Origin of the sequence: Neorickettsia helminthoeca str. Oregon (genome assembly GCF_000632985.1) — a bacterium.
Classification (GTDB): Bacteria; Pseudomonadota; Alphaproteobacteria; order Rickettsiales; family Anaplasmataceae; genus Neorickettsia; species Neorickettsia helminthoeca.
The window spans coordinates 18142-43943 of sequence record NZ_CP007481.1 but is presented as its reverse complement, the minus strand read 5'-3'; the positions used below and the strand labels follow the sequence as shown (position 1 = coordinate 43943).

The 25802-nt window shown below is 43.1% G+C and carries 24 protein-coding genes, 1 rRNA gene and 1 other RNA gene; 14 read left to right on the top strand and 12 right to left on the bottom strand.

Annotation, left to right across the window (positions count from 1 at the left end; translation table 11 throughout):
• Window positions 1-2: 2 nt before the first annotated feature.
• The 3 genes from sdhD to NHE_RS00195 form a co-directional block, all read right to left on the bottom strand.
• The gene (gene sdhD, locus NHE_RS00205; protein ID WP_038558705.1) at window positions 3-332 is read right to left on the bottom strand and encodes a succinate dehydrogenase, hydrophobic membrane anchor protein; all 330 of its coding nucleotides are present in this window, start codon (window positions 330-332) and stop codon (window positions 3-5) included.
• Window positions 329-712, bottom strand: coding sequence for a succinate dehydrogenase, cytochrome b556 subunit (sdhC, locus tag NHE_RS00200; RefSeq protein ID WP_038558702.1), 384 nt, complete (start codon window positions 710-712; stop codon window positions 329-331). The genes sdhD and sdhC overlap by 4 nt, the downstream gene beginning before the upstream one ends.
• A gap of 66 nt (window positions 713-778) precedes the next feature.
• Window positions 779-2276, bottom strand: a 16S ribosomal RNA gene (locus NHE_RS00195).
• Window positions 2277-2591: 315 nt separating this feature from the next.
• Here NHE_RS00195 and NHE_RS00190 point away from each other — a divergent pair.
• Both NHE_RS00190 and thiS read left to right on the top strand, forming a co-directional pair.
• A complete protein-coding gene (locus NHE_RS00190; protein ID WP_038558699.1) occupies window positions 2592-3104 on the top strand; it encodes a gamma carbonic anhydrase family protein in 513 nt (170 codons plus the stop codon).
• 119 nt (window positions 3105-3223) lie between these two features.
• Complete coding sequence (thiS, locus tag NHE_RS00185) at window positions 3224-3424, top strand: sulfur carrier protein ThiS (protein WP_051579480.1); 201 nt, start codon at window positions 3224-3226, stop codon at window positions 3422-3424.
• A gap of 34 nt (window positions 3425-3458) precedes the next feature.
• On the opposite strand, the gene NHE_RS00180 is transcribed toward thiS, so the two are convergent.
• The gene (locus tag NHE_RS00180; RefSeq protein ID WP_038558697.1) at window positions 3459-4259 is read right to left on the bottom strand and encodes an enoyl-ACP reductase FabI; all 801 of its coding nucleotides are present in this window, start codon (window positions 4257-4259) and stop codon (window positions 3459-3461) included.
• Window positions 4260-4330: 71 nt separating this feature from the next.
• The gene (locus tag NHE_RS04490) at window positions 4331-4459 is read right to left on the bottom strand and encodes a hypothetical protein (protein WP_269479139.1); all 129 of its coding nucleotides are present in this window, start codon (window positions 4457-4459) and stop codon (window positions 4331-4333) included.
• Between the two features lie 107 nt (window positions 4460-4566).
• On the opposite strand from NHE_RS04490, the gene NHE_RS00175 reads away from it, so the two are divergent.
• Window positions 4567-6321 carry a type I secretion system permease/ATPase gene (locus NHE_RS00175; protein ID WP_038558695.1) on the top strand — a complete coding sequence of 585 codons (1755 nt, stop codon included), beginning with the start codon at window positions 4567-4569 and terminating at the stop codon, window positions 6319-6321.
• A 4-nt stretch (window positions 6322-6325) separates the two neighbouring features.
• On the opposite strand, the gene NHE_RS00170 is transcribed toward NHE_RS00175, so the two are convergent.
• The 4 genes from NHE_RS00170 to NHE_RS00155 form a co-directional block, all read right to left on the bottom strand.
• Window positions 6326-7420: a hypothetical protein gene (locus NHE_RS00170; protein WP_038558692.1), complete on the bottom strand. Its 1095-nt coding sequence runs from the start codon at window positions 7418-7420 to the stop codon at window positions 6326-6328.
• A 179-nt stretch (window positions 7421-7599) separates the two neighbouring features.
• Entirely contained in the window at window positions 7600-8514 is a 915-nt protein-coding gene (gene ribF / locus NHE_RS00165) for a riboflavin biosynthesis protein RibF (protein ID WP_051579479.1), read from the bottom strand.
• 32 nt (window positions 8515-8546) lie between these two features.
• Window positions 8547-8933, bottom strand: a complete 387-nt coding sequence (rpoZ, locus tag NHE_RS00160) for a DNA-directed RNA polymerase subunit omega (protein WP_038558689.1) — start codon at window positions 8931-8933, stop codon at window positions 8547-8549.
• Window positions 8934-8984: 51 nt separating this feature from the next.
• Entirely contained in the window at window positions 8985-9329 is a 345-nt protein-coding gene (locus NHE_RS00155) for a helix-turn-helix domain-containing protein (protein WP_232214993.1), read from the bottom strand.
• Between the two features lie 457 nt (window positions 9330-9786).
• Between NHE_RS00155 and NHE_RS00150 the strand changes: the two genes are divergently transcribed.
• The 10 genes from NHE_RS00150 to NHE_RS00110 all read left to right on the top strand — a co-directional run bounded on the left by NHE_RS00150 (window position 9787) and on the right by NHE_RS00110 (window position 16820).
• On the top strand, window positions 9787-10485 hold the full coding sequence (locus tag NHE_RS00150; protein ID WP_038558687.1) for an RsmE family RNA methyltransferase: 699 nt from the start codon (window positions 9787-9789) through the stop codon (window positions 10483-10485).
• Window positions 10486-10674: 189 nt separating this feature from the next.
• Window positions 10675-10971, top strand: coding sequence for a monovalent cation/H(+) antiporter subunit G (gene mnhG / locus NHE_RS00145; protein WP_038558684.1), 297 nt, complete (start codon window positions 10675-10677; stop codon window positions 10969-10971).
• A 26-nt stretch (window positions 10972-10997) separates the two neighbouring features.
• A complete protein-coding gene (locus NHE_RS00140) occupies window positions 10998-11540 on the top strand; it encodes a DUF4040 domain-containing protein (RefSeq protein WP_038558682.1) in 543 nt (180 codons plus the stop codon).
• Window positions 11530-11970 (top strand): Na(+)/H(+) antiporter subunit B, encoded by a 441-nt coding sequence (locus NHE_RS00135; protein WP_038558679.1) that lies wholly within the window; start codon window positions 11530-11532, stop codon window positions 11968-11970. The genes NHE_RS00140 and NHE_RS00135 overlap by 11 nt, the downstream gene beginning before the upstream one ends.
• Window positions 11971-12063: 93 nt before the next feature.
• Window positions 12064-12369: a cation:proton antiporter subunit C gene (locus NHE_RS00130; RefSeq protein WP_038560315.1), complete on the top strand. Its 306-nt coding sequence runs from the start codon at window positions 12064-12066 to the stop codon at window positions 12367-12369.
• Window positions 12370-12666: 297 nt separating this feature from the next.
• On the top strand, window positions 12667-13635 hold the full coding sequence (purM, locus tag NHE_RS00125; protein ID WP_038558677.1) for a phosphoribosylformylglycinamidine cyclo-ligase: 969 nt from the start codon (window positions 12667-12669) through the stop codon (window positions 13633-13635).
• Between the two features lie 198 nt (window positions 13636-13833).
• Window positions 13834-14622, top strand: coding sequence for a queuosine precursor transporter (locus NHE_RS00120; RefSeq protein ID WP_232214992.1), 789 nt, complete (start codon window positions 13834-13836; stop codon window positions 14620-14622).
• A 54-nt stretch (window positions 14623-14676) separates the two neighbouring features.
• An RNA gene (rnpB, locus tag NHE_RS04230) (RNase P RNA component class A) lies at window positions 14677-15037 on the top strand.
• 26 nt (window positions 15038-15063) lie between these two features.
• On the top strand, window positions 15064-15942 hold the full coding sequence (locus tag NHE_RS00115; protein ID WP_232214991.1) for a hypothetical protein: 879 nt from the start codon (window positions 15064-15066) through the stop codon (window positions 15940-15942).
• 359 nt (window positions 15943-16301) lie between these two features.
• The gene (locus tag NHE_RS00110; RefSeq protein ID WP_232214990.1) at window positions 16302-16820 is read left to right on the top strand and encodes a hypothetical protein; all 519 of its coding nucleotides are present in this window, start codon (window positions 16302-16304) and stop codon (window positions 16818-16820) included.
• Window positions 16821-17346: 526 nt separating this feature from the next.
• Here the strand turns inward: NHE_RS00110 and NHE_RS00105 are convergent.
• Window positions 17347-21738, bottom strand: a complete 4392-nt coding sequence (locus tag NHE_RS00105) for an ankyrin repeat domain-containing protein (RefSeq protein WP_084473230.1) — start codon at window positions 21736-21738, stop codon at window positions 17347-17349.
• 302 nt (window positions 21739-22040) lie between these two features.
• Window positions 22041-22772 (bottom strand): tRNA pseudouridine(38-40) synthase TruA, encoded by a 732-nt coding sequence (truA, locus tag NHE_RS00100; protein ID WP_038558668.1) that lies wholly within the window; start codon window positions 22770-22772, stop codon window positions 22041-22043.
• 268 nt (window positions 22773-23040) lie between these two features.
• On the opposite strand from truA, the gene dnaK reads away from it, so the two are divergent.
• Window positions 23041-24972, top strand: coding sequence for a molecular chaperone DnaK (gene dnaK / locus NHE_RS00095; protein WP_038558666.1), 1932 nt, complete (start codon window positions 23041-23043; stop codon window positions 24970-24972).
• A gap of 107 nt (window positions 24973-25079) precedes the next feature.
• Here dnaK and NHE_RS00090 read toward each other — a convergent pair whose 3' ends face one another.
• Window positions 25080-25712 carry a carbonic anhydrase gene (locus tag NHE_RS00090; protein ID WP_038560307.1) on the bottom strand — a complete coding sequence of 211 codons (633 nt, stop codon included), beginning with the start codon at window positions 25710-25712 and terminating at the stop codon, window positions 25080-25082.
• Between the last annotated feature and the right edge of the window lie 90 nt (window positions 25713-25802).

The following is a 25802-nucleotide window of genomic DNA, read 5'->3' as shown; positions in this document are numbered from 1 at the left end:
TACTACAGGAGCTTGTAAATAATTCCGATAACCGCAAATACGGAAAATCCAACAAATAAATTCACCAATAGAAGACAAAGCTTACACAAAAAAACTGAAGAAATATAATCCTCAACTATCACACGTAGACCCAACATAGAGTGGTATAAAGAAACCAAAGCAAACAAGAGAATCGCTGATAAGACAAAAAAGCGATCCTTCAAGATCTCCAGATCCAGTGGGAGAACCCCCTCGATAGAAAGAGTCAAGGAAATTAGAAGAAAAAGGAATAATGGAATTAGCAAGAAAGCAGTAAGACGCTGCATCTGCCAAAATCTAACATCAGCCTTCATAAAACCAGAGAAGTAGACAAAAGTACGAAAAGAAAGAGCAAAATGGAAGAAGCAACAACAAAAAAGTTGCCAAGCTTTACGGCAAGTTGGGAAAAACCACCGCAATAATCACAAAAAAGATGCCTGAGACCACTACAAAAATGGTAACAAAAAAATAACAAAAAAGAGAATGAAAAAAACCTTCCTATAAGTCCCGAAAAGAAAAAGCCTAAAATGGAACAGAAAAAAGAGGATGGAAAATACAGGAAAGCAAAGACATACCAGATAAAGGAAATAAGAAGGAGAGACAGGAGGAAACCGGTGATCCTATGACTTATGGATAAAAGCGCAGCAAAAGGAAGCCTATAGATCTGAAGATGAGGAGAAATAGGAGGTTCCATGATAAAGAGCGACGGAAAGAACGCATGTAAAGACAGCGAAAGATTTGTTAGGCATAAGCCTAAATAAAAGGAGGTAATCCAGCCGCAGGTTCACCTACGGCTACCTTGTTACGACTTAACCCCAGTCACTTATCCCACTGTAGATAGCTGCCTCCTTGCGGTTAGCTCACTAGCTTCGAGTAAAATAAACTTCCATGGCTTGACGGGCAGTGTGTACAAGACCCGAGAACGTATTCACCGCAGCATGCTGATCTGCGATTACTAGCGATTCCAACTTCATGCCTTCGAGTTGCAGAAGGCAATCCGTACTGAGACAACTTTTCAAAGATTTGCGTTACCTTGCAGTATAGCTAGCTCATTGTAATTGCCATTGTAGTACGTGTGTAGCCCACACCATAAGGGCCATGATGACTTGACGTCGTCCCCGCCTTCCTCCAGTTTGTCACTGGCAGTTTCCCTAAAGTTCCCGGCCGAACCGCTGGCAACTAAGGATGAGGGTTGCGCTCGTTGCGGGACTTAACCCAACATCTCACGACACGAGCTGACGACAGCCATGCAACACCTGTGTTAGATCCAGCCGAACTGACTCTCCCCCTTCAGGGAGATACGATCTACATGTCAAGGTGTGGTAAGGTTTTTCGCGTTGCATCGAATTAAACCACATACTCCACCGCTTGTGCGAGTCCCCGTCAATTCCTTTGAGTTTTAGTCTTGCGACCGTAGTCCCCAGGCGGAGTGTTTACCGCGTTAGCTACAAAGCAGATAAAATAACCCACTTTTAACACTCATCGTTTACAGCGTGGACTACCAGGGTATCTAATCCTGTTTGCTCCCCACGCTTTCGTGCCTCAGCGTCAACTATGATCCAGGCAATCGCTTTCGCCCCTGACGTTCCTCTTGATATCTACGGATTTCACCCCTACACCAAAAATTCCATTGCCCTCTCTCACGTTCGAGTCTCGCAGTTTTAAATGCAGTTCTCAGGTTGAGCCCGAGGATTTCACACCTAACTTGCGAGACCGCCTACGCACCCTTTACGCCCAGTAATTCCGAACAACGCTAGCCCCCTCCGTATTACCGCGGCTGCTGGCACGGAGTTAGCCGGGACTTCTTCTGTGGGTACCGTCATTATCTTCCCCACTAAAAGAGCTTTACAACCCAAGGGCCTTCATCACTCATGCGGCATGGCTGGATCAGGCTTTCGCCCATTGTCCAATATTCCTCACTGCTGCCTCCCGTAGGAGTCTGGACCGTGTCTCAGTTCCAGTGTGGCTGATCATCCTCTCAGACCAGCTATAGATCGTCGCCTTGGTGAGCCATTACCTCACCAACAAGCTAATCTAACGCGGGCCTATCTGATAGCAATAAATCTTTCCCCCTGAGGGCGTATAGAGTATTACCCAATGTTTCCATTGGTTATTCCCTACTACCAGGTAAGTTCCCACGCGTTACGCACCCGTCTGCCACTGACTTTCGACTGCAAGCAGTCAAAAGTCCGTTCGACTTGCATGTGTTAAGCCTACCGCTAGCGTTCGTTCTGAGCCAGGATCAAACTCTCAAAAAAGAGAATTCGATTTAATTCAAACTCTATAAATTAACGTTTCGCTGTCTTTACTTACTTTCTTACTATTCAAACAACTGAGCGAGCCTTCGCTCCCATGCACCCCACCGGGACGCATACCAGTTATAGATACTATACAAAGTGTTACGAGTCAACACATTTGATTTTATTTTGTTGTTTTTATATCAATTTCGGGAGAGGACACTTCATCCCGAAGCGAAACGCACTTGGCAAATATTAATGAGTTCAGGATAATGAAGAAAATATTTTATCGTAATCACCAGCGACTTTTTCTGGTGGTATTTACATTTCCATCTTATGCCACTGATAAAATTTGGGGAAATTTCCCCTATTATTGGCGAGCTGACTTTTATAGCTCAGAATGCATTCATCATAGGTGATGTAACCATCGGAGCTGATTCGAGTGTATGGCATGGCTGCACCATTCGCGGAGATGTAAATCGAATCGTTATCGGTGAGTCCACCAACATACAAGATGGAACAACCATACATGTGGGAAGTCACAAGGATGGTAGTACTATCATTGGACAATGTGTGACAGTGGGTCACAGCTGTCTACTGCATGCATGTACACTCATGGACAACACATTTGTGGGTATGGGATCACTTATTATGGATGGTGCGCTGATTGAAGAAAATGCAATGCTTGGAGCAGGCTCGCTGCTAACCGAGGGAAAACATATAAGATCAGGTGAGCTTTGGCTAGGTAGACCGGCGAAATTCGCTAGGAGACTCACAACAGATGAAATTTCACATATCAGGAAATCAGCAGAGAAGTATTCCATACTCGCAAGACAATACATGAGATGATCCATGCCATATTGGTATTGCACTCATAGAATGTAGATTATATCTGATTCGGAGTTTTCGTTGTTTAATCTTCATGATACGTAGTATTCATAGTACGATTGACGCCCGGGGTCGAGAGAATGATAATCAAGGTAAACGACAAAAATCTTGAGGTGGCAGACAGCTGCACACTGTTCGATTTAGTAATCAGGCTGGATCTTGATACATCGCAGCTTGCAATCGAGGTTAACCGAGCGATAATTCCAAAGTCCATGTACAAAGAACACGCCTTAAAAGCAGGAGATTCTATAGAAATAGTAGAATTCGTCGGCGGTGGCTGAGTTCGTATTGTCCTGCCTTTTCCGCGTCTAGATCTTAGACGTCCATAATATCCTCGGGGAGGTCGACGGCTCTCATACCAACAACATGGTATCCACAGTCGACGTGCAGGGTACTACCTGTAGTCCCGCTGCTTAGGTCACTCAAAAAGTATAAGGCTGCACCTGCGACATCTTCCTTAGTGGTATTTCTTTTTATGGGGGAATTGTGTTTACTCCACTTTAGTATGTAGGAGAATTTTCCAATCGCTGAAGCAGCAAGAGTCTTAATCGGGCCAGCAGAGATAGTATTTATTCTGATGCTATATTTACCCAAATCGACAGACAGATACTTGACGCTTGCTTCGAGTGCTGCCTTACAGACACCCATCACATTGTAGTGTGGAATGACTTTTTCAGCGCCGTAATACGATAATGTAAGGACGCTACCACCATTTTCCTTCATCAATGGCAGGGCATACCTGCAAATCGCTGTCAGCGAGTAGCATGAAATGTGCATAGAATTCAAGAAGTTCGCAAGCGAAGTATTTATGTATTCGCCTTGGAGTTCTTCCTTATCCGAGAAAGCAACAGAGTGAACTATAAAATCTAACTTACCATATTTTTCCGCGATGATATGGAAAAGTCCTGCTATTCCTTCTTCTTTAGAGACATCACAGCACACGAGTTCAGCACCACCGAATTCCTCTGCTATAGGGACTAAGCGCTTTTTAAACTGATCAACTGGATATGTAAGTATCAAGTTAGCACCATTCTCGTTGCAGATTTTCCCTATGGAGTAGGCGATTGAGCGGTCATTTGCTATACCGAGTATTAATCCTAATTTTCCTTCTAACATCGAGCAAGTGCTGAATAAAACAACTTGAGTATTGTACTATAGCGACACAGAAAATAGAACTTAGATTCGATCTATCTATCCTGGGCTTTTTTGCCAGAAATGCCCCTGACTTCTAAAAAGAGCATTCTATTTGCCTGCTGTATTTTTTGATGTACCATCTGCTTAACGAAGACTGAGGAAGTCAAAAACAGATCAGGCATTCGGGGAAAATCTCTTGCTTGCTTAACTGAGCGTTAATGATTGCATTTGAATAACCCCAAGTCTTCTGTGATAATCCTACAGTGCACAATAGAAGATACTATCCAGAATGATGAGAACAGTGGATGCGGCTCTTGAAGAAACACTCAAGAATACTGTTCTACACAAGACGTTAGAAAAGTGTAAATCCGTTTTTTGGACTCTATTTTGGTTCAGTTCTGGGAGCAACATATTGGCACTATTTTTGCCTCTATATACCTCACAGGTCCTGGATAGGGTTCTATCGAGTGGCAGCACGTCCACTTTGATTATGCTTACCGTTATCACATTATGTGCGCTCCTCTGTTCGTCAGTACTCGATTCATCACGTTCGATGATCACGGTCAAAGTCGGGGATTGGCTTGATAGTACACTTACACCGCATCTTCTTAAGAACACAATTGCACTCATATCTGTGAAACCTGGAGTTTCAAGCGGTGAAGCCATGCGGGATTTACAAATAATTCGAGGTTTCCTCACTGGACAGGGTGTTTTTGCCTTTTTCGATGCCCCGTGGTCACTTTTGTACCTGATAGCGATATTCCTGATAAACACTGTACTTGGTTTTGTTGCGGTAATAGGGATAGTTGTACTCATTAGTATTGCGCTGTTGAACGATTTTGCCACTAGGAGCCTCGCGCGACAAAGCAATGAGGCAAACGTACGTAACTTAAATGAAATAGAGATAGCAACCAGGAATTCAGAAGTGGTACAGGCCATGGGAATGATGGGGTATATTGTCGATAAGTGGAGTAAGAGAAATACACTGGTGCGCAATACACAGACATTAGTGCTGAGCCGTTCATATATGATCATGTCCTTTACTAAGGCAGTGAGGTTCATATTGCAGATTGCGGTCATAGGAATTGGTGCTTATTTAGCGCTTTCTGGCTATAAGACTGCTGGTGGCATAATAGCGGTTTCGATACTTATGGGCAGAGCTCTTTCACCATTTGAAGCTGCAATTTCGAACTGGAAGAATTTATCACAAGCAAAATCCTCTTATGGCAGACTACAGAACTTACTTATCACCTCCCCAAGAAGAAATCAGGCAATGGAGTTACCTGAGCCTGTAGGGGAAGTCGAATTTGATAAAGTAATATACACTCCGTTTGGGGGCGTCAGACCAACGATCAAGGGCGTTTCGTTTACAGTGCCCGCAGGTAAAATCGTAGGAGTTGTAGGTAGTAGTGCTGCAGGGAAATCCACTATTGCCAAGCTCATCGTGGGAGTACTGAAGCCAGCAGCAGGTGTAGCACGCCTCGACGGAGCAGATACATATACCTGGGAACGGCAACACTTCGGTAGGCACGTTGGGTATCTGCCGCAAGATATTGAGTTGTTCAACGCCACAATCAAGGAAAACATCTCAAGATTTGATCCTAACATGGATCCGGCTGAGGTTGTAAAAGCTGCGAAAATCGCTGGTGTACATGAAATGATCCTCCGTTTCCCTGATGGGTATGACACCGTTATAGGGGCGGGTGGCTCTGTTCTCTCAGGTGGACAGCGTCAGCGCATAGGAATAGCCAGGGCTTTCTACGGAAACGTGAAACTTTTAGTGTTGGATGAGCCTAATGCAAATTTAGACTCAGTAGGTGAAGCACACTTGATAATGGCCCTGAGATATGCAAAAGAAATGAAGATCACTACCTTCGTAATGACACACAAATTTTCCCTACTGAGTGAGGTGGATTGGCTCATGATGGTGAAAGATGGAATGATTGCCCTATTGGGAGAGAAGGACGACATCATTGCGCAACTTTCAGAGCATCACAAGCAAGAGAAAACCGATGCTGGTCAGTTAAAAGGGAATGGCAACTAGAAGATTACGACCGACCTACTTGCCCCTCCCTAATAGTTTGCTCGAGTTCTACGCCATTTACTTTTCCACTAGGAGCAGCATTAGGGTTTGGTAGAGAACTTGATCTAGGTAAGTTTGGGTCACCTACATTCGCTCGGGCATCCTCACCAGCTTCTTGTCCATGAGAAACATTAGGGTTTGGTAGAGAACTTGATCTAGGTAAGTTTGGGTCACCTACATTCGCTCGGGCATCCTCACCACGAGGACCAGCACCTGAGGCATTTTCGCGGACACCGTCATAAGAAGTGTACCGTAAGGCAACAGGATCTATTGTAGGAAGTGTGAAACTACCCTTCTTCGTAGTGAGTGTGTCTTTAATTTTCTCGCCAAACTCATTAAGCGCACCTTTTACCTTCTCATTGGAATACTTAACTTTGGTTCTAAGATTCTCATTGCTCTCAGCAATCTTATCACCAAGCTTACTAAACGCAGCCTTTACCTTCTCATTGGAATACTTAATTTTGGCTTTAAGGCTATCATCTCCCTTGTTTCGCTCTTTGAGCTCCCTAACAACTCGATCAAGAGCATCAAACGTACTCTGCGTTACGCCTGCTACTGCTTTTAACTCTTCTTTCCGGGCTGCGACATCTTTGGGCACCTCATGCCCACCTTTCGCTCCAGGCCATACATTCTCTAGCTTATTTAGTTTATGCGTCTGGTAGATAGTGAACGTTACTGCAATCATCAGTAAAACAATACTGATACCCGAGATTATGGTTCCAACGTCTGGTCCGGAACTGAGTGCTGCAGGACTAGCTGACGCAGGAGAAAGAGGAATAAAAGGAAGTGGTTTATCTGGAAAGTGACCATTCCACCTAGCAATCAAATCTTGTAGTTTTTCCTGACTGCCTTTCTCAGCAGATACAGCATTCAATAACTGCATCACCACTGAATCATTCGAACTGAAGTTCATGACCTTATCCACATAAACCTGAAGGTCTGAAAGCGTAAAAGGGTCAAGCTTACCTAATGCATCTTGAAAAACCCCAACATCGAGGTTTAATTTCAATTTCTCCGCAAAAATAGTTTGCATGTGCTTCGCCAATTCGTTGATATCCATAATTATTGCCTACTTCTAGTATATTTTAATTATAGCATTAATATTAAGAGATTAGCAATGTAAATATAGTTTATTAGATTTAAGCTTAAATAAAATTATTATGAGATTTTTATATTAGTATAAAAGGGGCGCAAAATCCCGAGAAGATTGTGTTCAGGTGGCAAAGATAGATAGATTGGTTAAGAAAGAAAATTATTGGAAAGAGCAGCTCCAATGTCGCGAGAAATCTGCTCTTTCAGCTGAGCGAGAGAATCGAATTGCCTCTCTTCACGTAAAAAAGATTTTAAATATACTCGGGCGATTTCCCCATATACTTCAGCAGCAAAGTCGAAAATATGCATCTCCAAGATGACTTTTCCACTACTACATGTAGTAGGCCTTTTACCTATATTAACAATACCTTGGTGTACTTCAGGACCAAGAACAACTTCCGCCAGGTACACACCCAATTTAGGTTTAATGATCTCATCAGGAATGGAGATGTTGATTGTTGGAAATCCAATTGTAGCAGCCAATCCTCTGCCTTTTTCTATAACACCACGTATGCTATGGAAGCGTCCCAAAAATTGTCTCGCTCCAGTTAGATCACCATTTTTTATTGCATTCCTAATTAGAGTTGAAGAATATTTTGCGCCTCCATTAGATTCTACCTCGAGAACAACTGATTTATAGGAAAATGTTTCCTGATAATCCCTTACATCCTGTATACTACCGGAACCGCCATTACCAAATCTACAGTTTTCGGCATTCACTAAATACTTGATATCTATGTATGAGGATAGTAGAGCTAAAAAGTCTCTAGGAGAAAGCTTACTGAAACTTTGGTCGAACCTAATGAAATATAATGAGTCCGTGTATGGAGCCAAGAGTTCGATTTTCGACATTTTATCGAGAATCAGAAAATCGTCCTTTCCTTCCAGATAGCACGAGGGGTGAGGGTCAAAAGTAATAATAACTCTGTGCAGTGAGTGCACTCTCGCGAGATCGCAGACAACAGAAAAGAGTGCGGCATGCCCCAAATGAACACCATCAAAATTCCCGAAAGTTACGACAGACGGATACTGGATCCGCTGAAGAACAGAATAAACTTCCATTAGCGGGAGTTAGAGATAGCTAGAAAGACCTTCTACTCACCCTCCTCGTCCTCAATAAAGGAAAAACCGGTATCAACAAAATTTCCTGGCTCCTTTTCCTTAATCAATTCACGATCTATGGACTCAACAAGAGCCTGAGCAGGCAGTTTCGCTACACCACAACCAGCGGACACACCTGAGTATCCAGACCCAGAGAAGTGTACAACTCGCTTCACGGCAGAGCGAAAAAGCTTTTCATGATCCAGTGTTTTGGAGTAGAGCTCCTTCAATGCAATTATAGGACTCTTATCGCTTTCATCGTGCTCAATCTCAGCCAGAGCCCCGCTCTGAAGATCGTAAGCCCTCTGGCTCGTAAGTACAACGAGCTCAAACTTAGAACAAGCAAGATCATTATCCTCAAAGAAACGCCAATCGCCCATTGCAAGAGAAAGTAAAGTCTTATGGTATCACGAAAAACTGAAGCTAACAACCTATTTAGTCAACCTCACATCTACTTTCCATCCAAGAAGGATAAAAAACTTCAGTAGTCTCTCCAAAGAAAAACCCTCTGTTTTGAAATTTTTTATCTGTGAAATCTTAGGCTGGTCGATCTTTAGAAGACTAGCAGCATATTTTTGGCTCCAATTATTATAAGCTATAATTTGCGAGATTCTTTTAACAAGAATGCTTCTAACGTCGCTAAGCTGGCTAGTATCAGAAATACTGAAGCGATCTATATCGACACAGTCGCCTTCTTCTGTTTCGTCACTTCTAATAACATCTTTTAACATCATTCTTCCCGTCCCAACTACTATACTGAATGGTATTATAAACAATATTAGGTAAATTATCCATAAATAATATACTACATAACATTTCTTAATTTGAAAAAACACTATATTTATTATGAACTTCACACATAAGTCGCAGTATAAACGCCTAAAACCGGTCGTGGGAATCTTTTGAAGCCAGTCCATACCAGTAGGCACGCGAAGCTTTGTGTCAGGACTACTAAAAAATCCGCGCTTTGTATTAGAGCAGAATTATTTAGAGATGTCTACTTATTTTCCGATTAATCATTCTGTTATGATTAATCATTCCATTAGAAGAATTGACAATTTATAGCTTACCTGTTCCTATAGTTTACAAAGGAAACATTTCTACTCGTCCATGCCACCGCATTTGAGTGGAGGAGATACTTGCTTATTTTCGTCGCAGAATCCAGAACCTAAGCCACTGTGTCAGAATCCACTTACCGTGTAGAATACTAAGTACTTCATTCTAACTGGTTTCATGAGGATCACACGCATATTTGTTGGGTGCACCACGATAGAGAAATACAAAAAAATTCTCTTAAATCAGGGTCAACAACACTATCTATCGAATGTGATACGCCTTCCTAAGAATAGTGATGTCCTAATCTTTAATAGCAAAGACGGAGAATGGTTAGCTAAATTCGAAAAAGACTATGTGATACCCCACCAACAATCCCGGATTCAGGTGCAGGAATACTCATATGAGATTACCGTATGTTTTGCTATTCCAAAGAGTAAGACACTGAAGACTATAATACGGCAATCCACGGAATTAGGGGCAACGACTCTACAGCCAATCCACTCCGACCATACAGTAAACAGAATCAAAGATACAGACAAACTTGAGCTTTGGAGTATCGAAGCAGCTCAACAATGTCGCAGGATGAGCATACCGCGTATTTTATCCCCCATTTCCTTCCAAGAGATCTCTATCCAGTACAAGAACGTAATAATTTGTGATGAAACTTCAGAGGATGCCACTGTTTGTGATATTCCCATTCTGAATTCATACACCATAGTGATTGGCCCTGAAGGAGGCTTTTCACCTGCAGAACTTTCTTTAGAGGGTCACAGAATCTCCCTGGGAAAAATGGTGCTACGCTGTGATACCGCAGTGGTTGCTGCTATATCTCAAATTAGAGCAGTGCATAGTCATCTCACTAGACCTATTTCATAAGAACTTCATTTGTAGTGTCCAAGTCCCATCTATCGCTCGCGAGATCAGTGTAAATTGGCATGATGTAGTTGCTTTGGATAAGGAGCGTATCCTATCTTTACTAGGTACAGTAGGCTAATATGACTTAGACATTTAGAGTCAGTAGTGAGTCTTACTAAAGAATTAATATTAATTACGTGGTCATAGAAGATGGTTGTCTCTGAGTATTTAGGCTTAATGGTCATGCTAGCTGGGACTTTTATCATGCTTAGTGGGACTATAGGTATTGTACGGTTTCCATATTTCTTTTCTAAGGTACATGCAGCGAGTATGACTGATTCATTTGGAGCACCACTCACTATACTCGGCTGTGCATTAAAGTTTGGAATCTCTATGACATCTTTGAAGGTGATACTGATCATACCAATACTTTGGATTACTTCGTCCGTTGGTTCCTACCTGTTATGCAAATCAAGGCTCAACCAAGATAAGCATGATTCTCAGTAAAAGCGCCACTCGAAACGGTAATTTTTATGGAATTAGTAATAATAAAAGTTGTACTGCTATTGGGTCTAGTACTGATATCCATCGCGCTAGCAGCAACCGAGGATCTGCTAACTGAAGTTGTATATTCAGGAATAATAAGTCTGTTACTAACCTTGATGTACATGACCATGAATGCAGCGGATGTTGCTATAACCGAAAGCGCGGTAGGGAGTTATGTTACTACTGTATTCATTCTTCTGGTTGGTATGGTAATCGATAAAAAAAATGATCCCACTCCTACTAGGTCAGATAAATGGTTGGCTCTGTTGGCGAGTGTCACAGCTGGATGTGCACTGGTTTGTGTAACGTATGACCTTCCTACATATGGTCTTTTAGCCGCACCAGCGAACAATGAAATCTACAAATACTACTTGGAAAACACAGAATCACTCTTCGGCTTCCCAAATGTTGTGACTGCGATATTAGCAGGTTTCAGAGGGTATGATACTATGATAGAGACTGTAGTTGTGTTTACAGCTGCATTTTCGTTGATTTTTCTGCTAAGCGCTTCTGAAAAAGATGATAAGTGATAAATTACTCAAAGTTGTAGTATCAGGAATGGTGCCGATCATCATCCTGTTTGCTATATACGTTCAGATGCACGGAGAAATAACACCTGGTGGTGGATTTCAGGCTGGAGTGCTATTGGCTGCTGCATTTATTGGATATTCACTTGCCTTTGGTAGGAAGCCCATTCTTAGACTTTTCAGACTTACTACACTGATTCACTATGGTGCCATCGGAGCACTGATTTACTTATTCGTAGGACTAGCCCCCGTATTAAGGGGAGGGAACTTTCTTCAGCATTCTCATATCATTGAGGGTATGCCACTATTGTCTCAAGAGATTGGTATTTTCATCCTGGAATTAGGTGTAGGTTTGACAGTATTCAGTTCTATTTTGGCGCTCTATTTATGTTTCGCAGATCTGGTTTCCAGTAAAGCAATCTGGAAAGAGTAGCATCTTGTGAATTTTTGCTCCAAACTCGGTTGTCTTTATTACATCGTTGTTATTTGTTACCATCATCGCGAGATTCAAGGTAAGTGGCTTCCCATGTTCACGTTTTACAACTACTTTGTGGTAGTGTGGTTGATGATGGTCGGACTCTATATCATTATGGCAAGCCCTAGGGCCATAAAAAAACTCATTGGATTAAGTGTATTTCAGTCATCTGTGTTGTTGTTCTACATATCTCTCTCATATATCGACGGAGGTGCTGTCCCCATTATTGCCAGTCAAACACAACATTACGTCAATCCACTACCTCATGTTCTGATGCTTACAGCAATCGTTGTTGGCGTGGCAACACTAGCACTGGGACTAGCACTAGTGGTGTTGATAAACAAGTCGTCGAGTTAGGCACGCCTTGCTCCTCTCAGAGGATTCATACACGCTATTTAACGTAGAATGCTTCTCTGGAGCTCTGTAATAGAGGTATCACTCAATCTATTAGGTCCAGCCTAGCAAGACTAGAGACTGCCAAGCGAAAAACTGCTATAGTTTCCTTTATGAGACCTCTGGGATGCTGCAGAAGAATGCAGACCTTGTTGCTAGGCCTCTCACTGAGTGGAAAGCCATATATTTTGGGGTGGCTTCTCGAGATGGAGGAAAATACAAGACTCACTATAGTTTGATTCTCTTAAATTCGTCGCTTAAATGGAAGAAAAACTCTCATACAAAAGTTCTGGTGTGGACATTGATGCCTCCGACCATCTTATTCAATTTATCAAACAGAAGGCTGGCTCTAATAGGCACTGCATTAATGGAATAGGGGGTTTTGCATCGCTATTTTCTCTGGGCAATCTGAACTACAAGAAACCGGTCATAGCCTCATCCACTGACGGCGTAGGAACAAAATTGTTGATAGCTAATGAACTGAATAATCATGCAACAATTGGAATAGATCTAGTCGCAATGTGTGTAAATGACTTGATCTGTCATGGTGCCGAGCCTTTATTCTTTCTAGATTACTATGCAACTGGGAAATTAGACCTTGAAACTTCAAAAGCTATCATATCCGGCATTACGGACGGTTGCAGAGAAGCATGTATCTCTCTCATAGGGGGTGAAACAGCTGAAATGCCAGGTTTGTACAGTAAAAGTGATTATGATTTAGCTGGTTTCGCGGTTGGGATAGTAGAAGAGGATGAAATCCTTCCTAGAAATGTGGCAGGTGGAGATGTCATTGTTGCTTTGAAATCTTCAGGATTTCACTCGAATGGATTCTCGTTAATACGAAAGGTCTTTAAAACGCTCGGGATCACATACGACACGATACACCATGGACGAAGCTGGGGTGAAATACTTTTGACTCCAACAAGGATATATGTAAAACAAGTGTTGGAAGCAAGGAAATTTCTAAAAGCAATCGCACATATTACCGGGGGCGGCATCCTAGAAAATCTAAGACGCGTGGTCCCGGAAGAATTAAGAATTCACATGAAGCCGTATAAATTTCCAGATATTTTCGATTGGTTAATGGTCAACGGCCGGATTGAGCGAGAAGAAATGTTGCGTACCTTCAACTGTGGTATTGGAATGATCTTAGTCGTCGCGCAGGAAAACGTGGACACCGTAATGAAAATATTCGATACGGAAGCCTCAATCCTTGGACATCTCGAGTAAAGTGGTTCCATCACCTGGTGGGCAGACTTAATTAACGCAGGGGTCACATCATTCATTAAAGTCTAGATTCAAACTGGCCTCCTGTACTAATCCCTCTATGAATCCACTCTATACCAACCTCAATGAGATGGAATGTCTTCTTGCTGGAGCTAGGATCCTGCTTATAGAACTATATAGAGAGGCAAATCTTGGATTGGCATGGGATCTAAAATCTTAGATAATGATAGGACTCCGTATAACTTCCTCAATATCTTGGAACAAATATTTCTCAGACTAGTAGAGTACATCGGAACTTTTCCTTCACACATACTTGGAATCCTAGAATTTCTCTTGTGTATGACAATGATGATGATAAGTTTCAAGTACTTTGGAAAAATGGGAATCTATGCTTTTAGCAGCTGTATCTTTATATTGGCGAATATACAAGTTTTGAGACAAGCTCACTTTTTCTTTCAGGAGACGCCAATAGCGCTCGGGACTATTGCATTTTCAACAATTTTTCTGGCAAACAATATCCTAACCGAGAGATATGGAATTGGCGTTGCTAAAGGAAATGTATTTCTAAGTTTTGCACTATACGCATTCTTCATTCTGGCAATGATAATCACACTCAGCTACAAGCCCAAAACAGATGCGTACTATCCTTGCATGCAAAAGTTGTTTCAGAACAGTGCTACCCTACTGATTTCAGGGGTGACCGCATATTTGATTAGTCAATTTTCAGATATCTATATATTTGCAGGACTGAAGCATCTTCTACCGAGATTTCTATGGTTACGTAGTTTGATAGGCGTAATGATCTCTTCATTGGTGGATAACATAATATTCTCCACGCTTGCCTGGTACGTGTTAACAACAAACCCAGTCGAGATAAGTGCATTGATATTCACGTATATACTGGGTACGTACTGGATCAGAGTGTTAATAGGTCTTTTTGGGACACCCTTTCTTTACATTGCTAAACATACACATATCCGTCAAAAATAGACATCACTGGGAAGTCATTTTTTATAAGTTAATTGGTATGATATAATGTAAATTGAGGTACCTGATATAGTCGCTGCTTGTTCCCGCGTTTTGTGGGATTGAGGAGAGGAAAGTCTGGGCTCCACGAGAGAATGGTAGCGGATAACGTCCGCCGGAGTCTGTGACTTCAGGACAAGTGCTACAGAAAACAACCGCCTGTTTTCAGGTAAGGGTGAAAAGGTGTGGTAAGAGCACACCGCGTCCGTGGCAACATGGATGGCGAAAGTAAACTCTACCAGGAGCAAGACCAAATTAGAAAGAAAGTGTACTCTCGCACGTTTGATCTTTCGGGTGGGTCGCTTGAGGTGCATAGCAATGTGCATCCTAGATGAATGACTATGACTAACAGAACCCAGCTTATGAGGGTACCTCTGTTTTAGATAATTTTTATTGGGTCAGGTTATGCAAGGGAAAGATGGTAAAATATCTAGGGCGCTGAAAAGAAAATTAGAAGGGTCTGGGATCATAGGTCAACTTGCAGAAGGCATTACAACTCGTAGTGCGACCCTAGAGAAGCATAAAGAAATCTTCTTTAGCGAGGTGGCGCTCCATAACCCGGATTTAGCAGAGTTTTGTAGAAGACATGCCACATTCCTTGGTCTGCAGGATCTGGGTAAGATCTCAGAAGAGGCAGTCAGAACTCAGGCACAGTCTTTCCTTGAGGGCTATGAAGCTGCTTCCGCAATGAAAGATGAGGTAAAGGAACTACAAGCTAAGATGCTCAAAGCAAGCGAGCATCTCGGCAAGGCAAACCCTAAAGCCAAAAAGATGCTTGTAGAGGATCTAAAAGCAATTGGTCACTCAGGGACGGTAGCTGCAAAGCTCATGTCGGGTCTAGAAAGCGTGACTGGGATAGATATGTCAAAAGGATTCTCTGGTTTAATGAAGGGACTCGCGAGTAAAATCGGACCAAAAGGCGGAGATAGCGATCCAACAAAAACAAAAAGTGACATGGAATGTTTATTAGCAATCAAAGGGGCTAAGAGTGTTAGTATGCCACTTACTCTAGTGAAGGGTATAATGGTCGCAGTAGCTGCACCTCAAGGTATCCCGCTCGCTGGAGCTGGTTTGACTATGTTTCCTATCGTAATGATGGTTTGGCCGGCATTAGCTATCTGGGATCTCTGCAACCTGCCACAAAATATCATGGGTTCACCTTTCGCATCAGGGAACCTCAATATTCTCGTACGAGAATGCGAGGCTGGATTCTGCGGTGGTCCTAAAATCGCAGAAAACCTTCAAGATCTTGGTCCATCTGGCAAGAAACAAAGGTCACTCTAAATAAAAAAAGCGTCTTACAATAGAATCATTGATCCAGCTTCTCGCACAGCTGCATGAAGGTGCCTGATTCGATCCACACTTTCAGTATAACACGACCTATTAGCGCCATTCTGGTATATTATATAGACATCTTCAACGCTAATCTTTCGAGCCAATTAAAAGTTTTATACTCAAGAAAATTTTTACTTTATTTGTTTTAAAATATCCGTATAAGATAAGTCTGCGAGTCCAATATGCATTCTAGGCGGATCGTCTCACATAGGAATATATACAATATTATCAGGAGCTCCAGAGACTTTCATATTAGATCTCACGGCTTCAACCCAATCAAGGCTATATACTGGCTCTGCATTATTATCATGGTTACGTTTACCCTGATGTATTGTACTTCTGGCATATTGACTGCTGATTTATCTAAGTATTCTTTAGACAACCTAGCAGTATCTATGATGGTGATGGGGCTAATTTTCTCATTATTGATTTCTGCAGCAACTTATCTGATCTATAGAATGCAGAGGATGCTCGTCATAACCGAGTTTCAAAATCTTCTTTTCGCGAGCGCTATGAGGGACAGTACGACCTTTTACGCTATAATCTCGAAAGCAAGCATTCTTTACATGGATGCCCCTTGTGCAGAGCGCGTTGGAAAGGGTTGGAGGAAACTCAATATGGAAGAGTTCCTTACAAAAATAGGGCTGGATAGGTCACAGTGTTACGATTGTATAAGGAGCCTGGATCAGAATAAAAGTTTTTCTGTAAGATGCATCATTGATGAAAAGGAGCTCTTAATAACCCTAGCTCCTTTAGAGCGACCTAAAGGATTCTTCTCCATAGCCGCAAAAGAGCTAGAATATCTAAAACAATCAGTCGAGAGTTAGACAATCCGCATAGTTCACGGGTTCAGCAATCTCTCCAAGCCGTTCCCGGTTATAAGTTTTCGCTTTTATATAGCGTAATACTATGATCTTGAAGGCTAAAAGCCTTATATAGTTAAGACCACTATCCGGAAAGCTCTAAGATTAAGGTCCACAGAATTCCTATTTATAGACTCACCTGGATTTGAAGATAGTAATCAGAATTGTGTAAGAAGCGAAGCACTCCTATTATCGGCTGCCCAACTCGCTTCAGAAGACTATTAAATCCATAAATATTCTTGTGATTTTCACATGGTATTCACGCACTGGCAGGATAAACCCACATAGCACTCCTTCTTAGGAAGTGAAACTACCAATGTAATATGTAATGACTTTCTTTGAATTATTAGATCTTTCCGGAAAACGGATTGAATAAAGAACTTCAGTGGTACTTCACTCCGATCAGCCAAAGAAAATAGCGTCCCTCTTCTCTGAATCGGATAGACATGCAGCGGTAGGAGCTTTGCAGGAGCTCCTATCTGTTTACCTACTAGATACTCCGTCGTCGTTGTGGCCGTGACACAACTCCATCCACTGGATCGACTGATGAAGAAGGACCCTGCTCTGGCTGCTCGGAAAGGCCCCCCTCCGATTCAGCTAACACAACAGAGCCGCTGGAGCCACCACTGGAATCTGGGACAAAACTATCAGCGCGCAAACCCAGTACTGGATCTCGCGATCCAGACAAAGGCGGCCTTTGAGTGGCACCTTCACCTGCTGGTGGCAGACCTGGTGCAGGGAAAGTTCCCGTGTTACACACAACATCCTGCCCTTCAAGGGCTGGACTGTCGCTGCTTTGCATACAAGACACAACAAGCGCGAACAGTGCACAGAGCACAGCGGCAACCACAACCCCGATCAAAACATTAACAAGAAGCATATCCGATTTATCACGCGACGCATGTGATACAGCCAAGGCGGCAACCCCAAGTGTCAACACCAGCGCCGTGGAAAGTAATAGACAAGTAGACACCTCTATTCTTCTGCGTCTTGCAGGTATATCTATATGTTTCCTTTTGTACTGCGCTCTTACTACCTCAGCGGCATAATCTCTCAGGATAAACTGGAACATATCGGGTTCGCCAACAGCTCTTTCATTGATGATATCCATGGCAGACTTGCCAATAGGCTCACCCTTGTAATGAAGTAGAGCTGTAACGTTTACATCATGTTGAACCAAATAGCTAAACATCCTACGCGCAGCCCCATATGAGATGCCCCCAGAACTAACCAGAACACCAAGTAGGTTACGCCCTAGACTGTCAGTTGATGCAACAGCACGCTGAATTAGACGCGGATCATCTCCAAGGAGCCCTAGCATTGCAATAACAATATCAACTGCGTTCGGGTTTACAGTACTACCATCACCACTCGGACCCATTATGATCGCCTGCATAGGGTTCATCCCATTAGGAACACAAACTGGTGCGCCAGGAACTTGTGGTGTAGTTGCTGCAATCCTGAGCATTTCACACATATCAGGACGTCCAATATTACATCTGGCGATTGTCTGAACAGCATTCACAGAGGTAACACAGTGCAATGGGGTTAACCCAGACACAGGTTGTGCAAGAATCGCACACACATACGACGAATCTCCACCGGACAACATCAGACTCCTAAGGAGTGCGTTTGCACAGTCTAAATTATTATGGAGAACAGCCATATGTAGTGGGGTGAAGGCACATCCATACGTATAGTGTGCCAAAATGGCAAACCTACGCTCCGCAGATAGTGGTTTTAGTATTTGCGTGATAACCCCAGGATGGTTGGCTACTGCGGCATTGACTAATATATTCAGTGCGGCATCGCCCCTAGAACTTGGATCTTCCTGCGCTCTTTCACTCGTCTCAGCAAGTACTTCGCGAATAGAAGAACTCAGGAATTTACAATAACACTCTTTACCCAGTCTCTTAATAAAGAGCTTTACTATCTCCACATTGCCGTGAGCAGCTGCCAAACAGAAAGGTGTGTTACCCGACAGGTCAACGCGACTTAGCACCTTGAATAGCTGCTCGGGTGACAAACGCTCAACAAGACATTTAACAATCTCTACATTACCGAAAACGGCAGCTGTATGAAGTGGTCCACGTGCTTGACTAACATCATCAAGTAGCATTACACCGTATAACGCCTCTGTAGACATAGTATCGGCAACTAGTTTCACCATCTCCACATCTCCGAGGGCTACCGCTAGATGTAGAACAGTACTCCCGCTTGAATCGGTCGTACAAAATATACCGTCTCGATCTCCAAGACTGCATTGCTTCACTTTCTGCAGCATCAAACGGAGCAGTGCAATATTCCGCATAGCAACGGCCATATGTAAAGGGGTGTTCGCATACCTATCGCTACAACAACACAGCTGCACTACACTATTCGCACTTAACTGCCCAAGAATCAGATGTAGAATTGCCGGATCCCCACTACCAACGGCAGCGTGCAGAATATTCTGACCTTCATTGTTATGGTCGTGAGTCTCCTTCAGAAAGTCAGGGAAAGCAGCAAGAACTGCTCTAACCATACCACCGTTCCCACTGCCCACAGCTGCGGTAAGCAGACCATTACCATTTATATCACAAAGACTCGCCAGACCAGCCGCAGCCTCACTACCGAGTAGACCCAGAACAAGGCTAAAGAGCTCTACATCCCCAGAGAGTGTGGCAGCATGGAGAGGTGTTCTACTCGTATGATCTTCGCACACAAGGATTTCCCCAAGCTGATCTGGATTCAGAGACTTTTGCAACAGTTTGAGAACTTGACGATTACCGCATAGCAAGGCTGCCTGTAAAACTGACACACCACCAGAATTAGAGGTTTTGCACACCTCCAGGAGATCTCCTGGAGATAGCAACTTAAGCAGAGACAATACCAGACCACCATTTCCACGCTGTAATCCAAGGTGTAGTGGTGTATTACCATCTGCATCACGAGCACAGAGAAGCGGCATCAGCAAGGCTGTAGCAGTACCAGCATCTGCTTTGATTCTTTCTCTAAGCATTACAAGGAGTGGGCCAATGGCGGCACCACACTCATTTTCCATCATGATGTGGAGAGTGGTCTGGCCAGCACTATTAGAGGAAGTCATGAGATCGCGCACTTGCGCATCAGGACACTTTCTCCTTATAAGTTCAAGCATTAGAGCAAGAGCAGCATTCTGTCCCTGCATAGCTGCAACTAGTAGTGGTGCACTACCTGGGCCCGGACCGCATAGTATCTCACCTACATTAAGTCGTTGGTCAGAACACTGCACAAGTGCGCCCAGTACTCTGACAGCCAGACCTTCATGTCCCCCTACAAGTGCCGCACCGACTGGTCCGTAACCGTTGTCATCTCTAACGTCAAATACATCCAACTGTACACCAGGACATCTCAGATACAATTCTAGAAGTTGTATATTGCCGGTACGAGCAGTAAGTTGCAGCAACGATTCACGCATTGACACACCCCTCTCACCGGGGCGGACTGGATGCAGAGTGCCAGAGCTGACTAGGAGGTCTAAGGGTGCACTAAAAATGTGCGCAAATATTCGAGCAGCCCTCTCTTTCTCTACTCCATCTGAGATCCAGCCTAGAAATTCTTCAAGAAGCCCTTTTTCCCCATTTAATGCTAAGCTGTAAGCAGCAGAAACCCCACAAGGACCGCGCATTACCAACAGGTCAAACAGGAGCTTGGCCCTCTCCTCAGGACTGAATCGCCTGACTAGATGCCTAATTAAAGGACGCCGCTCTGGATTCATCGGACAATGTAGAAGCGTCCCTTCACAGCCAGGAGAGAGTAACATTTGCCTAACTACATCATTACACAGCAGAATAGGCACACGCGCAGCAAGTTTCTTAAACTCTCCGTGACTGACCATTCTCGGACACAAGACAGCTAAGGAAGCGCCAGTTGAATCTTGAGAAGTGAAAATACGCTCCAGATCTTCCGGCGCTAGCAGCTTCGCAAGCCTCATGAGGATCCCAAATGCAGATTCTCTAGATTGAGCACTTGTAGGATTACAAAATCTATTGAACAGTGAGTATCCAAGATCTGTAAAAGCAGAGCCGCTGTCTCTCTGGATTCCATCTGGAGCAGGTAAACCAGGGACTTCATCCATGCATACAAACAACGAATGACGCCGACTTTTAGGAAATTTCTCTAAGAAAGTTTGCAGTGTCGCACAAGACACACCGCCTTCAATTAGTAAACCACAGACAGAGCGCCCCGCGTAATCAACTGGAGATAGACCCTTTCCAGTTGCTTCCCTATAGAGCCCAGACGCCAACACTGCTGCATACAACTCCGGTCCGAGTGCATGCATAGGAGAGTGTATAGCGTAAACAGGATCTAAACTTGCGCTACGAGCAAGAGCAGAAATGGTCGAGAGAAAATCTACATTACCTGCTCTGGCTGCAATCGGAACAGAACGCGCACTCAGAAACACAAACAATATATGCAGAGGGCTAACACCTCCGGTTTGCTTGCCCTGCGCTATAGCTACGGCTACTTGCCTTAATCCTTCTGTATCACCGGTACGTGCAATATGATCAAGAACGCATGACCCATCACTGCCGCCACCCACATAAGTAACTGGACTCAGAGCAAGAAGCAGGCACCTCTCAGCAGACAAATTTGGATCAGAAATGTTTGGAAAACTAGGAACACCTTGAAGCACGCAGTTATAAATCTCAGAAGTATCATCACCGGAAAGAGAATATGCACTACCACAGTAGAGAACAAGATTAGACGTTGTTGGTTGTGGTTGTTGATCTTGTGGTTGTTGATCTTGTGGTTGTTGATCTTGTGGTTGTTGATCTTGTGGTTGTTGATCTTGTGGTTGTTGATCTTGTGGTTGTTGATCTTGTGGTTGATTGACCCCCTGATGTGGATTATTATTCATTTTCTCCTCCCCCTATAAGATGATACTTTTCCTTCTGCTGTTGAAGATAATCAGTGATAATTGTGAATTTATTTATATAATACACGCTATAAGTATACAATTTGATTAATAAGTGTACAATTCGATTAATTGTAAATACAAAACACATTCTGACACATTTCTGTGGATAAGCCGCATGGCGCTGCTAGCGGCAGTAAGCAGGATTAATTATGAACATCTATACTAATCTGTTCTAAGCTATACTACGATATCGGCTATATTATATACTAAGTTCAGAAATTTTAAGCACAACTTTCAAGAAATCAATAATCTATCTTCACTAGATAGAGTCCATGAGCTGGCGCTGTTGGACCTGCATAACAACGATTTCGCTTCAAAAGAATTTCTGGAACACTACTCTGTGCGCCCAAAGCAATAGCAACTAAAGTCCCCACCATGATTCGAACCTGATTATGCAGAAATGATCTAGCAGATATTGAAAATAATATTTCCTCACCATTCTTGACTATATCGAACTGATCAAGTGTCCTTAGCGCATTCGAGGCACTACATTTTGCAGAGCGGAAGCTCTGAAAATCATGCTTTCCTATCAGATACTTTGCTTGCTCAAGCATCAGATCAAAATCTAGAGGTTGGAAGAGATGCCAACAAAGTTTTCTGTAGATAGTCAATGGAGCTCTCCTGTTGATGATTCTGTATTGATAGTGCCTCCTTTTAGCAGAGAACCTGGCATCAAAGGTTTCATCGACAATTTCTACGTTAGTGATCGCAATCAGACTATCTCTTAAATGATTATTCACTGCATTCATTATCTGAAAGGGCTGTAGTCTCGGATACTCAACATCAAAATGAATCACCTGCCCTAGGGCATGTACACCTGAATCGGTTCTGCCAGCAGCGGTTATTGTGATTTCCTCTCTGAACAGGAGCTGGAGGATTTTTTCGAGTTCTCCTTGTATTGATCTGGCATCTTTCTGTCTCTGCCAGCCAGAGAATTCGGATCCATTATATTCTATAGTCGCTTTATAACGCATGGTTAGTTTCTTGAGTTGACTAATGAGAGTACTTATCCCTTTCAGACATCCGGAAAATTATGGCACGAAAAATTGACCTAGCATGAAGGTTATAGAATTTAGACATACTGATAGACATACTGAGATTTATTATCCTATAGCAAAGTGATATCCAATTTAGCTAGGCATCCTTTTCCGAGAAGAAAATATTCATGTGTTACAGATGTTTATCTTGTAATTCAGGTATTTGATCATTACATATACTGCCATAGAGAAATATAAAAATATTATGGCAGGCGAAATAGCAATAGGTATAGATTTGGGAACCACCAACTCATGCGTAGCTATCAAGGATAAGGTAATAGAAAACGCTGAGGGTGCACGTACGACTCCATCTGTCGTTGCTTTTACAGCGGATAATCAGATATTGGTTGGTGCTCCAGCACAGAGGCAGGCAGTCACTAATGCCAAGAATACTGTAATGGCTTCAAAGAGGCTCATAGGTAGGCGCTTCAGTGATGAAGCGGTCAAGGCAGCACAGAAAGATTATCCATACAAAATAGCGGAGGCGAAAAACGGTGATGCCTGGATAGAAGCTGGTGGAAAGGTATATTCTCCTAGTCAGATAGGAGCGAACATTCTGATCAAACTAAAGGAGGCAGCCGAAGCACACTCAGGAAGCAAGATAACAAAAGCGGTGATCACTGTTCCGGCTTACTTCGATGATGCACAGCGTCAAGCAACAAAGGATGCCGGTAAGATTGCGGGATTGGATGTCCTTAGAATCATTAACGAACCTACAGCTGCAGCACTTGCTTATGGACTGGATAAAACTTCCACAACCAAAAACATAGCAGTATTTGACCTGGGCGGTGGTACATTTGACGTCTCTATTCTGGAGCTAGGCGATGGTGTTTTCGAGGTGAAAGCAACGAACGGTGATACGCACCTCGGCGGTGAAGACTTTGATAGGGTAATCCTCAATTTTTTGGTCGAAGAATTCAAAAAAGAGAACGGCATGGACCTAAGGACTGACCCTCTTGCATTACAGCGGTTAAAAGAAGCATCAGAAAAGGCGAAAAAAGAACTCTCAAGTACACAGGAAACTGATATTAATTTACCATACATCACAGCTGATGCCTCTGGTCCTAAACATTTGAATATTAAGTTCACCAGGGCAAAACTCGAGTCGTTAGTTTCCGATCTGGTTGATAGAACAATAGAGCCATGTAAAAAGGCCCTGAAAGATTCTGGCCTGAAACGCGAAGAAATTCACGATGTGGTGCTAGTCGGCGGTATGACAAGAATGCCGGCTGTTATCAAGAAAGTTACTGAGTTCTTCGGTAAGGAGCCACACAAAGGCGTAAATCCAGATGAGGTAGTAGCGGTGGGAGCTGCGATTCAAGCGAATATCCTAGCCGGAGGAAGTGATGCTCAGGATATAGTGCTGTTGGACGTCACACCACTCTCCCTAGGTATAGAAACACTTGGTGGAGTGTTCACAAAGTTGATCGATCGTAATACTACCATCCCAACTAAAAAGTCTCAGACCTTCTCTACAGCTGAGGACAGTCAATCTGCAGTTACAATTAGGGTGTTCCAGGGCGAAAGACAGATGGCTAATGATAATAAACTACTCGGTCAATTCAGTCTAGAAGGAATCCCTCCAGCACCGAGGGGAGTGCCGCAAATTGAAGTAAGTTTCGATATAGACGCGAATGGTATAGTACATGTATCAGCGAAAGATAAGGGCACTGGGAAAGAACAAACTGTGAAAATACAGGCTTCTGGTGGTCTGACAGATGAAGAGATCAAGAAGATGGTGGATGAGGCCGCTGCCAAAGCTGATGAAGATAGGAAGAAACGGGAACTAGTAGAAGCAAAGAATAATGCAGAAAGCTTAATCCACTCTACAGAAAAATCTCTCAGCGAGTACGGTAGCAAGATAGGAGCATCCGACAGGCAAAACATCGAGGAGGCAATTAAGGCCCTGAAGGAAGTAATGGGAAATGAAGATCCTGTAGCAATTAAGGAAAGAACTGATGCTCTTTCCAAAGCCTCCATGAAATTAGGTGAGGCAATGTATAAAGATTCACAGAGCCAGAATCAGCAAAGTACTTCGACTGGGGCAGGCTCATCCGATAACGAGAAAAAATCCGAGGGAGAGGAAAAAGTTGTAGATTCGGAGTACGAAGAAGTCAAGGATGATGATAAAAAGTAGTCCATGTCATTGAGATATACTGTCGTATATCTCAATGCTTCTCTTTCGAGCCAGGTGGTTGCAGTATTACTTTCTCTAGCGCTGATCTTCCTTACGCATTTCCAAGCTCAGACTCCGCGTACTGGCTCGAATACATCTTCTTCTTGGCTATAGATTTTCAGTTCCCCTGTATTTATCGAGAAGTACCAACCATGTAGCTTTACTGTCCCGGTTTCAACCCTGGAGCTCACGTATGGAAACGTCAGCAAATTTTTGAGTGACAGCTTTATCGCAAGTTGTTCGGATAGGGAATATTTGCACTCTCCTTTCTTCATTATATCTGGAATAGCTGTCTTTACTGGAGACGCGATATCGATCCACCCGGCTATGAAACTGTTCTTTTTAAAATCGTTATCAATCAGACTTCTTATTCCGCCACAGCAGCTATGACCCATGACTACGATATCGCTAACATTCAAGATCTGAACCGCAAACTCTATAGCAGCACTTACGCCATGACAGGTAGACCATTCTGGTTCATACTTCGGTACTAGATTCGCAATATTCCTGATTACGAAAATATCTCCTGGATTGGCATCAGTGAGTATGGCTGGATCCACCCTGGAATCACTACATCCTATAAATAAAGTACTAGGACTCTGCCCTCTAATAAGGGATTTATAAACAGGATTTTTCTTATCCAGAAAATACTGTCCATAGAATCTTCTATATCCATTTATCAGCTCTTGTATACTGGGCATAAATTTCATCTAGTTCCTACAAGAGGACAGCATCCTACTAGAAAATAGTTTTTGCAACACAGCAGCCATATTATCGACTCCTGGAAAAGT

Coding starts and splice junctions, on each gene's coding strand:
- sdhC (WP_038558702.1), bottom strand. CDS start 712: ATGGAACCTCCTATTTCTCCTCATCTTCAGATCTATAGGCTTCCTTTT.
- NHE_RS00180 (WP_038558697.1), bottom strand. CDS start 4,259: ATGTTAGAAGGAAAATTAGGATTAATACTCGGTATAGCAAATGACCGC.
- rpoZ (WP_038558689.1), bottom strand. CDS start 8,933: ATGGGCGATTGGCGTTTCTTTGAGGATAATGATCTTGCTTGTTCTAAG.
- dnaK (WP_038558666.1), top strand. CDS start 23,041: ATGGCAGGCGAAATAGCAATAGGTATAGATTTGGGAACCACCAACTCA.
- NHE_RS00110 (WP_232214990.1), top strand. CDS start 16,302: ATGGTTACGTTTACCCTGATGTATTGTACTTCTGGCATATTGACTGCT.
- NHE_RS00190 (WP_038558699.1), top strand. CDS start 2,592: ATGCCACTGATAAAATTTGGGGAAATTTCCCCTATTATTGGCGAGCTG.
- purM (WP_038558677.1), top strand. CDS start 12,667: ATGGAAGAAAAACTCTCATACAAAAGTTCTGGTGTGGACATTGATGCC.
- ribF (WP_051579479.1), bottom strand. CDS start 8,514: ATGGAAGTTTATTCTGTTCTTCAGCGGATCCAGTATCCGTCTGTCGTA.
- mnhG (WP_038558684.1), top strand. CDS start 10,675: ATGGTTGTCTCTGAGTATTTAGGCTTAATGGTCATGCTAGCTGGGACT.
- truA (WP_038558668.1), bottom strand. CDS start 22,772: ATGCGTTATAAAGCGACTATAGAATATAATGGATCCGAATTCTCTGGC.
- NHE_RS00140 (WP_038558682.1), top strand. CDS start 10,998: ATGGAATTAGTAATAATAAAAGTTGTACTGCTATTGGGTCTAGTACTG.
- NHE_RS00105 (WP_084473230.1), bottom strand. CDS start 21,738: ATGAATAATAATCCACATCAGGGGGTCAATCAACCACAAGATCAACAA.
- NHE_RS00175 (WP_038558695.1), top strand. CDS start 4,567: ATGATGAGAACAGTGGATGCGGCTCTTGAAGAAACACTCAAGAATACT.
- NHE_RS00130 (WP_038560315.1), top strand. CDS start 12,064: ATGTTCACGTTTTACAACTACTTTGTGGTAGTGTGGTTGATGATGGTC.
- sdhD (WP_038558705.1), bottom strand. CDS start 332: ATGAAGGCTGATGTTAGATTTTGGCAGATGCAGCGTCTTACTGCTTTC.
- NHE_RS00120 (WP_232214992.1), top strand. CDS start 13,834: ATGGGATCTAAAATCTTAGATAATGATAGGACTCCGTATAACTTCCTC.
- NHE_RS00150 (WP_038558687.1), top strand. CDS start 9,787: ATGAGGATCACACGCATATTTGTTGGGTGCACCACGATAGAGAAATAC.
- NHE_RS00135 (WP_038558679.1), top strand. CDS start 11,530: ATGATAAGTGATAAATTACTCAAAGTTGTAGTATCAGGAATGGTGCCG.
- NHE_RS04490 (WP_269479139.1), bottom strand. CDS start 4,459: ATGCCTGATCTGTTTTTGACTTCCTCAGTCTTCGTTAAGCAGATGGTA.
- NHE_RS00115 (WP_232214991.1), top strand. CDS start 15,064: ATGCAAGGGAAAGATGGTAAAATATCTAGGGCGCTGAAAAGAAAATTA.
- NHE_RS00090 (WP_038560307.1), bottom strand. CDS start 25,712: ATGCCCAGTATACAAGAGCTGATAAATGGATATAGAAGATTCTATGGA.
- thiS (WP_051579480.1), top strand. CDS start 3,224: ATGATAATCAAGGTAAACGACAAAAATCTTGAGGTGGCAGACAGCTGC.
- NHE_RS00170 (WP_038558692.1), bottom strand. CDS start 7,420: ATGGATATCAACGAATTGGCGAAGCACATGCAAACTATTTTTGCGGAG.